The sequence below is a fragment of the Blautia massiliensis (ex Durand et al. 2017) genome, from assembly GCF_051861785.1.
GTDB classification, from domain to species: Bacteria; Bacillota; Clostridia; order Lachnospirales; family Lachnospiraceae; genus Blautia_A; species Blautia_A luti_A.
Genome location: NZ_CP146725.1, coordinates 1,595,881 through 1,608,665, shown reverse-complemented (window position 1 = coordinate 1,608,665; position 12,785 = coordinate 1,595,881). Strand labels below are relative to the sequence as shown.

Genomic DNA, 12,785 nt, shown 5'->3' with positions numbered 1-12,785 from the left:
GTCAGATGAAGACAGGAGCAGATTATGAGTAAGGCAAAATACTGGAAAGGTATGGCAGCAGGTGTGATCATTCTGGCTGTCATACTTGCGGCAGCAGCTGGCGCGTATATGTTTTTAAAAGAAAATGTAAAAGAATATGAAAAAACAGAGGAGATTTTTGGCAATCCTCTTATGGGATATGTGCCGTGTGCGTGGAATGATACAGTAAGTGATGACGTATCTATGTTGTATATGGATATTACCTGGGCAGAACTGGAGCCGGAAGAGGGCGAATATGACTGGGAAAGCATTGAAAAAGAAAATCAGCTTAGCCGTTGGAGAAAAGAAGGCAAACATATAGTCTTGAGATTTGTCTGTGATGTACCTGGAAAAGAAAAACACATGGATATTCCCAAATGGTTATATGAAAAAACAGACCATGCGGGAACCTGGTATGATGTGGAATTTGGGAAGGGATTTGCACCAGATTATAATAATGAACAGATGATCTATTATCATGACAGGGCAGTAAAAGCTCTTGGGGAACATCTGGGAGGAGATGGCCTGATCAGCTATATTGAACTGGGAAGCCTTGGCCACTGGGGAGAATGGCATGTTAATTATAGTGCAGGGATCCAGCGGCTTCCAAAAGAAGATGTGCGGGAGAAGTATGTAGCTCCATGGATTGAGGCTTTTCCAGATGCAATGTTGCTGATGAGAAGACCTTTTTCCCATGCTTCCAAATATGGAATGGGGCTTTATAATGATATGACTGGTGACTCGGGAGAGACAGAATCCTGGCTTAAAGAAATTCAGAATGGCGGAAATTTCAGTCAGACAGATGAAAAAAATGCTATAGTTTCCATGCCGGATTTTTGGAAAACAGCTCCCGTTGGCGGTGAATTTACCAGCTCACTGTCCATGGAGAACATGCTGGATACAGATATATTTCAGACAGTGGAACTGATCAGAAAATCGCATATTACATTTATAGGTCCTAATATTGCGGATAAAAAATATCAGCAGGGATATGAAAAGGTGTTAAAAAATATGGGATACCGCCTGTGGGTTTCCCGGGCTGTTCTTTTACAGAGGATTACAGGAACAAAGCTGAGGCTGATCTGGGAAAATGATGGAGCTGCTCCGTTTTATAAAGATTGGCCGGTATGGATCTATGTGACAGATGAAGATGGAAATATAGTTGAAAAGAAGCAGATTGATATTCAGCTTTCATCAGTTTTGCCTGGAGAAATCATAAAAACAGAAACCAGGCTTGATACAAAAAAACTGGCAGGTCTTGCAGGCGAGAAATATGATTTGAGTATTGGAATTGAAGATCCCATGACAGGAAAGGCCAGTGTACGCATGGCAATGAAATGCAGTTATAAAAATGGAAGAAATTATCTGTGGTGATTTTTATAGAATGTGAAAAACAGTGACTCCCACTCAGGAATCACTGTTTTCAAAAATTTTGACAAGTTTTGTTTTCTGGTTGCTTTTTTTGAAGTTACGAAGTGTCTGCAGGAAGGTTGTATTCCGTACTTTGTAGGTGTTGCGGATGAAGCAGACGAAAGTGATCACCCAGAGTACCGGCCAGAGGATCGGGAAGTGGCTGGCTTTTGGGAAGCGGACTTTCATCTGGACATGACCTTCACGGAAATAGGTAAACAGGTTGACTTTCTGGTAGGAGCTGCTTCCCACCAGAGTCTGTGAAACATCGGTTCCCATGTCACCGTCTTTCAGGATCTGTGTGATAAAATCCTGACAGTCAGAGGTATCGTAGTGGGTCTGGGGATCTATGGAATCCGGGAGGTCGAGATATATCCGGCAGCTTTCCAGAATGATCTCATAGAGATGGCTGATCCGCGATTCCCTGCACCATGTATGTATCTGGTCAAAATCAATTTCGGATTCATGACGTTTCAGATAAAAAGTGAAATCGCAGAGAAGCCGGATTCCGAATCCGCTGTACAGATAATGTTTCAGCATGTGATGGATCATGTAAAAAACGTATTCTGTTGGCGGCAGGACTGTATAGCTGTATCCATGGATCATCTGAGATGATTTCTTCAGCTGTGTCGGTGAATAAACGAGATCTACGATCTCATTGGTTCGGCTGTACTGGTACTGTCCGACAACTCTGTAATGAAGCTCCAGGATAAAACGGCGTCCGGTTTTTGGAAATGTATAATAGTAAGTTACATGATGATCACTGAGCTCGTCCTGGAGAATGTATCCGTTGGATTCCAGAACAGTCTGTGCCTGAGAAAGCATTTCCGGTTCGGCCAGATAAAGGTCAAGATCTCCCAGCTTGCGATACTCCGGGACAGGATAGCAGTCGGCAAGACTTAAACCCTTCAGAAGGTAGCAGTCAATATGGTTCTCTCTCAGGAGAGATACGGTAGTCCGGGTAAAATGTTCGATCTGATAGTAATTCAGCATCATTTCTTTTACCTGGTGCTTCATGGAAGGATAAACAGAAGCTGATCTGAGACAGGGAAGCACGAAGGGAACGGTACAGTGCTCCTGTGCCAGGTTCGCCAGAGCCGGAAGCTGCTCCGGTGTGACAGAAACAGGATCGTTGGAATCCGTGCAGATATTTTTTATTATGTTCAGATAAGTTTGGTATATTTGCTCCATGTTGATCTCCTGAAAAGGTATAAAATAATAGTAAGTATATCGTCAACTACCCATCACCTAAAGGTAATGGGCTTGTAACTGCCCAGTCGTAGTAACGGCTTACGCCTCCGACCTTTTATCCCCAATAGGCATTGCTGCCTAAAGTGGCGTTACATCATTGGATGGTTGACAGCACCCTTTGTAGCAGAGTTTACTCTGTTACAACTGTATTAGGTACTTGGCTATCAGCAAGATAGTTTATTCCCATACGATACAGATTCATAGCTCCAATACGGTCATCATTAGACGTATAACCGCAGTTTTTGCAAGTAAACAAATGTATTTTCTTATTACGATTAGACTTTTCAGTATGTCCACAAGCAGGACAGCATTGACTGGTATAACGAGGATCCACCTTTATTACAGAAGATTGATTCTGCTTTGCTTTGTAAATCAGCTTCTGCTCAAGGTCATAAAAAGACCATGATACAGAAACATAGCGGTCTTTTGTTTTGACATGCTCTGTAGCATTGCGAATACCAGTCAAATCTTCTAATACAAAGAGAGTATGCTTTGGATTACCGGTGGTGAGTGCCTTCGATACCTGATGGTTAATATCCTGCATCCAACGGTTTTCTCGCTGACCGATAGCTTTTAGTCTTCGTCTTGAGGATGGCGTATGTCGCATTTGAAGTTCTTTACGAAGCTTGGAATAATTAGCCCGTTTCTGTTTAATAGCTTTACCACTAACAAATCCGGACTTATGTTTGCTGTCATAAGTTGCAACAACAAAGTTGATACCTCTGTCAATACCTACAACATTACAAATATCAGAAATATTACTTTCTTCAACCTCATAGGTAACTGGTATATGCAGATAATATTTACCATGTTTATTTACAAGTTTGGCAGTACCAAACTTGTAAATAGAATGTTTAAAATACTCAGACATACCCTCAGCAAAATAAGGAAGTTTCACACGACCATTAAGAGTATTGACGGAAAAGCAGTTTTGAGTTAAAGAATAATCTCTGTTCCAAACCAGGTCGTACTGAGGTTTTTTAAAAGATGGTTTTATCCATTCATGCTGATTTTCAAGAATGGTCTTATATCTTGCGATAACCGTCTTAAAAACAGACTGCGCCATTTGTGATTTAAGACTAAACTTTTCCCTTAGAGCAGAGTACAAAATTTTATTGAGTGAGAACTGCTTTAGGTCATGTGTGCGGAATACATAATCTGAAACATAATTACAGGCATCACAATAAACAGACATTGTTTTATTAAGCAAAACTTTATCTGTATCAGTTGCAACTATCTGAACTTTTGCAGTTATAGTTATCTGTTCCATAAAATGTACTCCTCTCATTGATGCTTCACTAATAATAGTGTATACTAATGATTAGTGAATGTCAATAACTATCAGAGGTGATTTATGGATCATAGATATAATCGTCATAACAGACGAAAATACAGTCTGAAAGTACATATAGTTCTTGTAACCAAATACCGCAAACAACTACTAAAAGGCTCTATTGCTGATGATGTGAAACAAAAGATTCTCGATATAGCTAATACTCGTGGCTACGAAATAATTGCTATGGAAACAGACAAAGACCATATACATTTTTTGTTAAGTTATGATGCAACGGATAGAGTATGCGACATTGTTAAAATTGTAAAGCAGGAAACAACCTACTGCTTATGGTAAAAGTATAATTCGGTCTTATCAAAACAGTATTGGAAGAAAAAAACATTTTGGTCAGATGGTTATTTTGCTTGTAGCATTGGAGAAGTGTCATCAGTAACTATACAAAAATATATTGAGAATCAGGGATAATAGATAACGATTTACAAGGCTCCTCCCACCGCCTAAAGGCAGTGGGTTTCTGCCTATGACAAACGAAAGGATTTATTTATGAATATATTTGGAAATAAAGGGGAAGGGAAAATGAAAAAGACAGAAGGATATATTGTAAAAGAGCTGGAAGATGAGTATATTGTGCTTCCGGTGGGAAAAAGAACTGAGGAAGTCAATGAGGTGATCTCCTTAAGCGAAACAGCAGGATTTATTTATATCCATGCAGATCAGGCAGAAGATATTGAAGGACTGGCGCAGATGGTTGGAAACGAATATGGGATAGAAGCATCCGAGGTTTACGAGGATGTGAAAAATGCGGTAAAAACTTTCCGGGAAAAAGGAATTCTTCTGTGAGCCTAAGAGTTTGGCTTTCGGAAGATCCGGCGAAAAAATGCAGTTAAACGAAAACAGAAAGGACGAACCGGCAGCATCAGAAGCCACACAGAGGACAGAAAACGATAAAAAGGATTCTGTGCGGAAATCTCCCGTCCATTGCGTACAAAAGCTACAAGTTTTCCGATAATCTGATCAGAACGAAGCGGGCCTTCAATTTCCCACTGATTATCACCAACCATAAAAAATCCCTCTTCTGTGATCTTATCGATGCGGTGGAGCACAAGGATACTCCGGTCACGGCGGTAAAGAACTACATCATTTCTGCGGCAGTCTGTGGAAGATGTCTGCTGGATCAGGGCTTCATCCCGGCCGGGAATAAAAAGAGGGTACATGCTGTAGCCCTGTGGTTTGATGCGGATGATATTTCCGTCACGGAGAAGCTGTTCCAGATCGATTTTCGGTGATGTTTGGGATGTATTGTTCATGGTGATCGTCCTTAAATTTGGTATAATACTGGTGTGTTTGGTAGTGTCCGGCAAGTTATCTGCTCAATGAAGAGAATTTTGTCTGCCTGGCTAGTGCGTATTATAGCATTCCTGTAAATAAAGAACAACAATAACTGACAGAAACGTGTCAGAAATAGCACGATATTTTTTATAATAATACTTGACTTTCAAGGGCCTGATAGATATTATAAAAGGAAAGATGAAACAGATAAATTACTAGCTTTTGATGGCATAAGAGAGGAAAATAAACTATGAAAATGTATAAAAAACCGATAGTAACTGTTGATGAGGGACTGGCAGAAGGTGTATATGCGGCAAGCGGTGCAAAGGGTACACTGAATGTAACATATTATGGTGTATGGGATCGCTGGGGAACCAATGGCGGTAAAGGCCTTGCGATGGCCAACTGGTCTGATCTTAACGGAACGATCACACTGAATGTTACATTTAATGATACTGTGGATCAGGCAGAGACAGACGATGCATCTGTACAGACTTCCTGGTCAGGAAAGACAGCGACATTTACATTCGCAAGTACAGCAAAGAATCCACTGACGATCGGAATTCATCTGAATCACGGAACAAATATTGATGATCTGAAGATGACTGGATTTACATATTCTGTGAACTAACTGAATCTGTGAATCAGTTATTCGGTGCAGAGCTATGTATCGAATACAGATGATTTTATTCACTTGACACGAATGCTGAAAGATTGGATTTATGAATATTCAGTGAGATGGATGGTGAATATCTGTTTTATTTGATCGTGTAAGATGTGGGAGGAAGATTAACGTGAAGGTATACGAGAAACCGGTGGTTTCTGTTGATGCAGGGATGGCTGAGGGTGTGTATGCCTTGTAGGTCGAATTGGCGATGAAGAGTTACGAAGGCGACATTAGTTTCTGTTACAGATGCAGGATATACTTCATAATCCACATTACAGATTAATTAGATCAAGATTAATTCAAATATAAAAAATCCTCCACAGAAACAGGCAACTATTTCTGTGGGGGATTTTTTAACACATTTGACAAGTTAAAGATTAAAAATCAGGCTGATACATCGCAGATCAGAACTCCTTCACCATCTTCTGAATCTCCCCATCCCCAAGCACCTCGCATCTCTTATCCCGTATCGCATAAACCCGCGTACAGATATTTAAGACCGTAGGCCGATGAGTTGTCACGATACAGGTTCTGGGGTAAGTATCCTGCATGATATTTCTGAGAACTTTACGTTCTGTGGCTACATCCAGCGCGGAAGTTGCTTCATCCAGCAGAAGGATCGGAGATTTTCTGAGGAGTGCCCTGGCAATGGAAAGTCTCTGGGCCTGGCCCTCTGAGAAACCGCCGCCCCGTTCTTTAATGACGCTTTCGATTCCATCCGGAAGCTTTTCCACGAATTCCCATGCACAGGCCAGTTTCAGTGCCTCGATAATTTCTTCATCTGTGGCGTCCTGCTTCACATTTCGCATATTTTCAGCAATCGTTCCCGAAAACATGGTGTTTCCCTGAGGCACATAGGAAAACAGCTTTCTGGTAGACGGTGACATATCCAGCATATTCGAGTGATTTTTGCCCGCGCAGACATGGAAAGAACCGGTCTGTGGCGTCAGAAGGGACAAAATCAGACGCAGCATAGTTGTCTTACCTTCGCCGGAAGGCCCAACCAGGGCAACGATCTCATGAGGATAAGCCTCCATGGAAGCGTTGGCAAAAACAGAAGTTCCGTTATGATAAGTATAGCTGAGATCCTGCATATTCAGACCGATTCCCTCCTCCCGATACTGCTTTTCGAAGCTTCGGACAGCGGAATCCTGGCTGTAATCCTCCTGGGGCATTTCCACGATATCCATCAGTCGGCCGGCAGAGATCGTCAGCGAGATCGCAGAAGGAATCAGGCTGACCAGGGAATTCACTGCACTTGTCAGCGTGCCGGAAAGAGAAAGAAACATGGTCATGGTTCCGTAACTGATCGCATTGCTCCACACACGGTAAATTCCCCAGCCATAACAGCTGTACGATACGATAAAACCGATAATGGACATAAGGACAGAGGTCAGGATGGACATTTTCTGGAAATCCAGCCTCATATCGATATAATCTTTCTGAAGAGATTTCAGTTTATCCGTGTAAAAATGGATCAGGTCAAAAGCTTTGATGGTCTGGATATTGGAAAAAGCCTCCTGGTTAAATCCGTAGAGCTTTGCATTCATGGCAGCACTTCGCTGGTTATTATCCCGCATACGCCGAAGAAGCGGTCTGGAAAGCAGTGCGCTGAACGGTATTCCAAGCAGTGCGAACAACGCAAAGGTAGGATCATAGTAAAGTACGATTGCGAGAGCACTGATAAAACGGAACGTATAAATGATCAGGTTTGGTATCCAGTTCAGGATTCCGCTGGAAATATTGGAAGCATCGGAGCTCCACCGTGTCACCAGATCGCCGGTATGGTAATCCGTAAGAGATTCCCAGTCAGTCACCAGCATTTTGGAAAAAATATCGTTTTTGATCTCTGAATCCACCTTTAAATTAATAAATGTGGAGGCATATCCGGAAGCCTGTGAAACCAGGATATTGGCTACGGAAAAACCGATCATTGCAGCAAAAGTACTCAGAAGTTTTCCGGTCTGGTGGCCGGTGATGATATCGACCAGATCTTTGGAGATCAGGCTGGAGATCAGGGAAACGCCGGTTCCGGTAATTCCAAGCAAAGTATAGAGGATCATAGCTTTCCAGTAACGTTTGCCGTACTGATAGATCCATAAGGTCTGTTTCCACATTTTTTTCAAGGTGCCCTGTTTCAGATGCTTCCAGACCAGAAATATTTTATCTTTCATTGCAGTTCCTCCGCAGGTCAATGGCGTTCTTCATAGTGTGGGCAGCAGAAGGATTTTTTGTGCACAGAAAATGGAGCACTGGCACGCAGTCTGCGATTTTTTCTGCAAAGGACAGGTTTCTGGTAAGCTGAATTTCTTTCCAGGCAGGAGAAATCATACGCTGCATAACCCGGAGGATTTTTTCCGAAGGAGGTAATTTTTCCAGCCGGTCTGTCTGCGAGTCCTGCCCCAGGAGCACGATCCCTCCGAGCTCATATTGTTCTGTAGTAAAAATCTCCGAGGTTCCGCACCAGGGAATTCCGTAAACAGTGATATGACCGTCTTCGAATCCCAGAAGATTCAGATCCCCGTTCAGATACGGCGTGCCAAAAAGCTCATGCCATAAAGCTGTATGAGTTGATTTTCCCATTCCCGAATGCCCGGAAAAAAGCCAGGCCTTATCATGGTAAAGAATGGATGCGGAATGAATGGCAAAGAGCCCGTTTTTCTGCGCAATAAAAAGAAAAAACAGGCGTATTGCGTGGAACAGGTTGTCTGTATTAAGCTCAGTTGCCTGGGCATGGCAGTGGATCCGCACATAGGAACCATCCTTGAGCATGTGAGCTTCGTAAATATTCTGCATCTGAGGAAAAAGAACAACGTAGCGGTCAGAATTTTCGAAGATAGTCATTTCGGAATTCTGCAGAAGAACCTGCTCATAACAGCGGCTGGCCGGAGGTGCAGTGATCAGCTCAAGTATCTGATCTGGTTCCGCAGAAAACTTTTTATAAAAGGGTTCGAAACATGTGGAAAACAGTTCCCGGGGACCATATAGCTTCATTGTGATCCCGGCAATGACCATAGAGCCGGAAGGTTCTTTGGAAATCGGATGGAGATCTTCTGTGATCATTCCCAGGCCTGTAAGCTGTGTAAGAAAATCCATCACATCACTGCGCAGTTCAGGGAAAAAAGATTCATCCAGCTGATAAACCCTGGCAAGCAGTTTTACCAGCTCCTCTGGTTCTGCTTCTTCATTGTGCTGCAGAATATTCCATAAAAATGAGCTGGTCTCATTGAGGATAAAGCTTTTTTTCTGGTCTGCGATCTGCTGGCCATATGGCAGCAGGTAACAGGTATCTTTGATTTTCCGGAGGGTATATCCGGGTTGACATCTGAACATAATAAAAAGGTTTCCTTTCTCTTTCTGAAAGTCAAAGTTTTCAAAACAGATTATAACACAAAAATCAGCAAAATCTCTCGATGAGTTGAAAATAGACATTGTAAAAAATCTGTTACTCATTTATAATGAGTAACAGATTCTAAAGATGTTATAAAAAACAGGAGGAAAGCCTTGAAAAGAGAATTAGTTATTGTCATTGATTTTGGCGGTCAGTACAATCAGCTGGTTGCAAGACGTGTCAGAGAATGCAATGTATACTGCGAGATCTATTCTTATAAGACAGATCTTGAGAAGATTAAAGCGATGAATCCTAAGGGAATTATCCTCACCGGTGGACCGAACAGCTGCTATGAGGCAGATTCACCGACTTATCAGAAAGAATTATTTGAGCTTGGAATTCCGGTGCTGGGACTTTGCTATGGAGCACAGCTTATGATGCATGTCCTTGGAGGAAAAGTTGAGAAGGCAGATGTCAGCGAATACGGCAAGACAGAGCTTCTTATTGATAAGAAGGATTCCAGAATCTTTAAGAATGTATCCGACAGAACGATCTGCTGGATGAGCCATACAGACTATATTTCCCAGACTGCACCTGGATTTGAGATAGCTGCACACACAGCGGACTGTCCGGTAGCAACTGCACAGAATGAAGAGAAGAAACTGTATGCGATCCAGTTCCATCCGGAAGTACTGCACACAGTAGAAGGAAAGACAATGCTTTCCAACTTCGTACTTGGTGTCTGTGAATGTGCCGGAGACTGGAAGATGGATGCTTTTGTTGAGCACACGATCAAAGAGATCCGTGAGAAAGTCGGCGGTGGAAAAGTTCTCCTTGCTCTTTCAGGCGGTGTAGATTCCTCCGTAGCAGCAGGACTTCTTTCCAGAGCAATCGGCAAGCAGCTTACCTGCGTATTTGTAGACCACGGACTTCTTCGTAAAGATGAGGGAGATGAGGTTGAGGGTGTGTTCGGACCGAACGGACAGTTTGACCTGAATTTTATCCGTGTCAATGCACAGCAGAGATATTATGACAAGCTTGCAGGCGTTACAGAGCCTGAGGCGAAACGTAAGATCATCGGTGAGGAATTTATCCGTATCTTCGAGGAGGAAGCCAAGAAGATCGGTGCTGTAGATTTCCTTGCACAGGGAACCATTTATCCGGACGTTGTAGAGAGCGGTCTTGGCGGAGAATCCGCAGTGATCAAATCCCATCACAATGTAGGTGGACTTCCTGATTTCGTAGATTTCAAAGAAATCATCGAGCCGCTCCGCGACCTCTTTAAAGATGAGGTCCGTAAAGCCGGCCTTGAGCTTGGAATTCCGGAAAGACTGGTATTCCGTCAGCCATTCCCGGGCCCGGGACTTGGAATCCGTATCATCGGTGAAGTCACCGAGGAAAAAGTACGCATCGTACAGGATGCAGACTACATCTACCGTGAAGAAGTCGACAATGCAGCCGCCGACTACAAAAAAGAACACGGAGAAGATCCATCCTGGATGCCGAACCAGTACTTTGCAGCCCTTACAAATATGCGAAGCGTAGGTGTAATGGGAGACTTCAGAACATACGATTATGCAGTGGCGCTCCGCGCCGTTAAGACTATTGACTTTATGACTGCTGAATCTGCTGAGATTCCTTATGCAGTGCTTAATAAGGTGATGAACCGTATTATTAATGAAGTTAAGGGCGTAAACCGCGTATTCTATGATCTTACTAGTAAGCCGCCTGGAACGATCGAGTTTGAATAGTTGGAGCAGAGCTTCAAAGCCTTTATTTTCAAGGGTTTTGAGGCTCTTTCCTTTTAGAATTGCATTTTGATTGCATTTTTTTATTCAACTGTTCTGTGATAGATTGCTGTATGCTGATTGCTGGTGTAATCGGCAACACTGGTTGTTGCCGGAGTATAAGTGAGAACACCAGTTAATTTTTTGGCAACTTCCACGTTGGTGTTGGGATATAAATGTCCATAGGTTCCTAACGTAGTCTGTATCTTTTCATGCCCCAGACGTTCTTTAATCAATAAAGGATTTTCACCCATACTGATGAGCAGGGAAGCATGGGAATGTCTGAGTGCATGAATCTTGATACGGTGTACGCCTGCCAATCCAGCAAGTTTTTCTAATGCCCGTGGGAGGGTGTGCTTACTGGTGGGAATCCCATTGTAGCTTAGTACAAGGTCGCAGCCCTTTAAAACCTTTTGCTGTACTTCCTGCCATGCTTTCAATTCTTTGATGGTATCTGTGTCAATATAGATAGTGCGAATACTGGCTTGTGTCTTTGGCTCCACAAATTTGTATTCGTCCATTGTTTTATAGTACAGCGTTTTTGTTATACTTAAAAGTCCGGTTTCAAAGTTGATGTCCGACCATTGCAGGGCTGCGGCTTCTCCGATTCTCATTCCGGTCATAAACAGGAGCCAGTATGAAATGAAAAGGTAATGTTCGTAATAATCTCCCTTGTAGAGCAGGGAAATTACCTTTTGAAATTCATCCAGTGTCCAGAAATCCACTTTTGTTTTCTTGCTCTTGATGTTTCCTATCATTCGTGATGGATTTTTCTTTGCAAGACCGAGAACAACTGCTCTGTCAAAGGCAATAGAGAGCATACCCTGTACAATACGGATATAGTTTGGACTAAATTCTTTTGCGAGTTCAAGCTGCCAGTTCTGGACGTTAATGGGTTCTATCTCATCCACCGTCATTTTGTAAAAGTATGAAAAATGCTTCTGAATGGTAGAACGGCGGTTCAGATAGGTGCTTTCCTTTACTTGTGTTTTATACCAAGGAAGATAAGTTTCCTCAATAAACTGTTGAAAAGATAGCTGCTGTTTCTTTTCTGTTAATTCCTCTGTGGATGTCAGCATAAGTTTTGAATATGCTTCTCTGGCTTCTTTTTTTGTCTTGAATCCACTTTTGTATTTCTGAATCTGTTTTCCGGTAATCGGATGCAAACCTAAGTTTGCTCTAAAATAATAAGTTCCGTTTTCTGCTTTCTTAATAGGGTCTTTTGCCATGATTTCACTCCTTACATAAATGTGCAAGAAGTACAATCAGTTTGATTTATCAGTAAAAGTAATCCCTAGCAATTCTTCCACAGCTTCTCTGGGAACCCTGTCCAGTTTGCGTGACTGATAGTAGGTATGCCCTTTTGAAATCATAAGTTTTTTGGCTTCTCTTATGATGTCTGCTGCGAATGAAGTTCCATAACCCAGTTCTATTAAGTCTTTTTTTGTTACTGTAATCATGTTCCTCCTTTCCATAGACCAGATATGGAACCCTCAATATCTGTCTATATTATATCAGATTTTGTGGCAAAAGTAATATTAAGATTGTATTTCCTGCAAATAGTTATTTGATTTTGAATGAAAAATTCTAATTCCAAATGGTATCTAAGCAAACCGAACAGCTTTCGCTAAAGCTCATGGGAATCTCACCCCTGCATGGTTCTCATCCAGCCGTACCCTTTGCCAGCGGTGCTACATC

The 12,785-nt window shown here is 42.3% G+C and carries 11 protein-coding genes and 1 pseudogene; 5 read left to right on the top strand and 7 right to left on the bottom strand.

Annotated elements, in window-relative coordinates; genetic code table 11:
- Positions 1 to 24: 24 nt before the first annotated feature.
- Positions 25 to 1,392, top strand: a complete 1,368-nt coding sequence (locus V9W66_RS07750) for a DUF4832 domain-containing protein (protein WP_144100456.1) — start codon at positions 25 to 27, stop codon at positions 1,390 to 1,392.
- A gap of 33 nt (positions 1,393 to 1,425) precedes the next feature.
- Here V9W66_RS07750 and V9W66_RS07745 read toward each other — a convergent pair whose 3' ends face one another.
- Both V9W66_RS07745 and V9W66_RS07740 read right to left on the bottom strand, forming a co-directional pair.
- Entirely contained in the window at positions 1,426 to 2,619 is a 1,194-nt protein-coding gene (locus V9W66_RS07745; protein WP_144092089.1) for a nucleotidyltransferase domain-containing protein, read from the bottom strand.
- 190 nt (positions 2,620 to 2,809) lie between these two features.
- Complete coding sequence (locus V9W66_RS07740; RefSeq protein WP_144092087.1) at positions 2,810 to 3,949, bottom strand: RNA-guided endonuclease TnpB family protein; 1,140 nt, start codon at positions 3,947 to 3,949, stop codon at positions 2,810 to 2,812.
- An 84-nt stretch (positions 3,950 to 4,033) separates the two neighbouring features.
- On the opposite strand from V9W66_RS07740, the pseudogene tnpA reads away from it, so the two are divergent.
- Together tnpA and V9W66_RS07730 are read left to right on the top strand one after the other, a co-directional pair.
- Positions 4,034 to 4,438 (top strand): annotated as a pseudogene (gene tnpA / locus V9W66_RS07735) (IS200/IS605 family transposase).
- 111 nt (positions 4,439 to 4,549) lie between these two features.
- Positions 4,550 to 4,813 (top strand): PqqD family protein, encoded by a 264-nt coding sequence (locus V9W66_RS07730; protein WP_186289958.1) that lies wholly within the window; start codon positions 4,550 to 4,552, stop codon positions 4,811 to 4,813.
- 2 nt (positions 4,814 to 4,815) lie between these two features.
- Here V9W66_RS07730 and V9W66_RS07725 read toward each other — a convergent pair whose 3' ends face one another.
- On the bottom strand, positions 4,816 to 5,280 hold the full coding sequence (locus tag V9W66_RS07725) for a S24/S26 family peptidase (protein ID WP_144092082.1): 465 nt from the start codon (positions 5,278 to 5,280) through the stop codon (positions 4,816 to 4,818).
- Between the two features lie 272 nt (positions 5,281 to 5,552).
- Here V9W66_RS07725 and V9W66_RS07720 point away from each other — a divergent pair, with 272 nt between their 5' ends.
- Positions 5,553 to 5,933, top strand: a complete 381-nt coding sequence (locus tag V9W66_RS07720; protein WP_144092080.1) for a hypothetical protein — start codon at positions 5,553 to 5,555, stop codon at positions 5,931 to 5,933.
- Between the two features lie 440 nt (positions 5,934 to 6,373).
- Here the strand turns inward: V9W66_RS07720 and V9W66_RS07715 are convergent, their stop codons facing one another.
- Positions 6,374 to 8,143 (bottom strand): peptidase domain-containing ABC transporter, encoded by a 1,770-nt coding sequence (locus tag V9W66_RS07715; protein WP_144092078.1) that lies wholly within the window; start codon positions 8,141 to 8,143, stop codon positions 6,374 to 6,376.
- Positions 8,133 to 9,302 carry a PqqD family protein gene (locus V9W66_RS07710; RefSeq protein WP_243121560.1) on the bottom strand — a complete coding sequence of 390 codons (1,170 nt, stop codon included), beginning with the start codon at positions 9,300 to 9,302 and terminating at the stop codon, positions 8,133 to 8,135. The genes V9W66_RS07715 and V9W66_RS07710 overlap by 11 nt, the downstream gene beginning before the upstream one ends.
- 171 nt (positions 9,303 to 9,473) lie before the next feature.
- On the opposite strand from V9W66_RS07710, the gene guaA reads away from it, so the two are divergent.
- Complete coding sequence (guaA, locus tag V9W66_RS07705) at positions 9,474 to 11,051, top strand: glutamine-hydrolyzing GMP synthase (RefSeq protein ID WP_144092074.1); 1,578 nt, start codon at positions 9,474 to 9,476, stop codon at positions 11,049 to 11,051.
- Between the two features lie 80 nt (positions 11,052 to 11,131).
- Here guaA and V9W66_RS07700 read toward each other — a convergent pair whose 3' ends face one another.
- Complete coding sequence (locus V9W66_RS07700; RefSeq protein WP_144092072.1) at positions 11,132 to 12,316, bottom strand: site-specific integrase; 1,185 nt, start codon at positions 12,314 to 12,316, stop codon at positions 11,132 to 11,134.
- A 36-nt stretch (positions 12,317 to 12,352) separates the two neighbouring features.
- Positions 12,353 to 12,547 (bottom strand): DUF3173 domain-containing protein, encoded by a 195-nt coding sequence (locus V9W66_RS07695; RefSeq protein ID WP_011861908.1) that lies wholly within the window; start codon positions 12,545 to 12,547, stop codon positions 12,353 to 12,355.
- Positions 12,548 to 12,785 lie beyond the last annotated feature (238 nt).

Bases quoted from the DNA above. Each gene is read 5' to 3' on its own strand.
- V9W66_RS07750 (WP_144100456.1), top strand. From the start codon at position 25: ATGAGTAAGGCAAAATACTGGAAAGGTATGGCAGCAGGTGTGATCATT.
- V9W66_RS07745 (WP_144092089.1), bottom strand. From the start codon at position 2,619: ATGGAGCAAATATACCAAACTTATCTGAACATAATAAAAAATATCTGC.
- V9W66_RS07740 (WP_144092087.1), bottom strand. From the start codon at position 3,949: ATGGAACAGATAACTATAACTGCAAAAGTTCAGATAGTTGCAACTGAT.
- V9W66_RS07730 (WP_186289958.1), top strand. From the start codon at position 4,550: ATGAAAAAGACAGAAGGATATATTGTAAAAGAGCTGGAAGATGAGTAT.
- V9W66_RS07725 (WP_144092082.1), bottom strand. From the start codon at position 5,280: ATGAACAATACATCCCAAACATCACCGAAAATCGATCTGGAACAGCTT.
- V9W66_RS07720 (WP_144092080.1), top strand. From the start codon at position 5,553: ATGAAAATGTATAAAAAACCGATAGTAACTGTTGATGAGGGACTGGCA.
- V9W66_RS07715 (WP_144092078.1), bottom strand. From the start codon at position 8,143: ATGAAAGATAAAATATTTCTGGTCTGGAAGCATCTGAAACAGGGCACC.
- V9W66_RS07710 (WP_243121560.1), bottom strand. From the start codon at position 9,302: ATGTTCAGATGTCAACCCGGATATACCCTCCGGAAAATCAAAGATACC.
- V9W66_RS07700 (WP_144092072.1), bottom strand. From the start codon at position 12,316: ATGGCAAAAGACCCTATTAAGAAAGCAGAAAACGGAACTTATTATTTT.
- V9W66_RS07695 (WP_011861908.1), bottom strand. From the start codon at position 12,547: ATGATTACAGTAACAAAAAAAGACTTAATAGAACTGGGTTATGGAACT.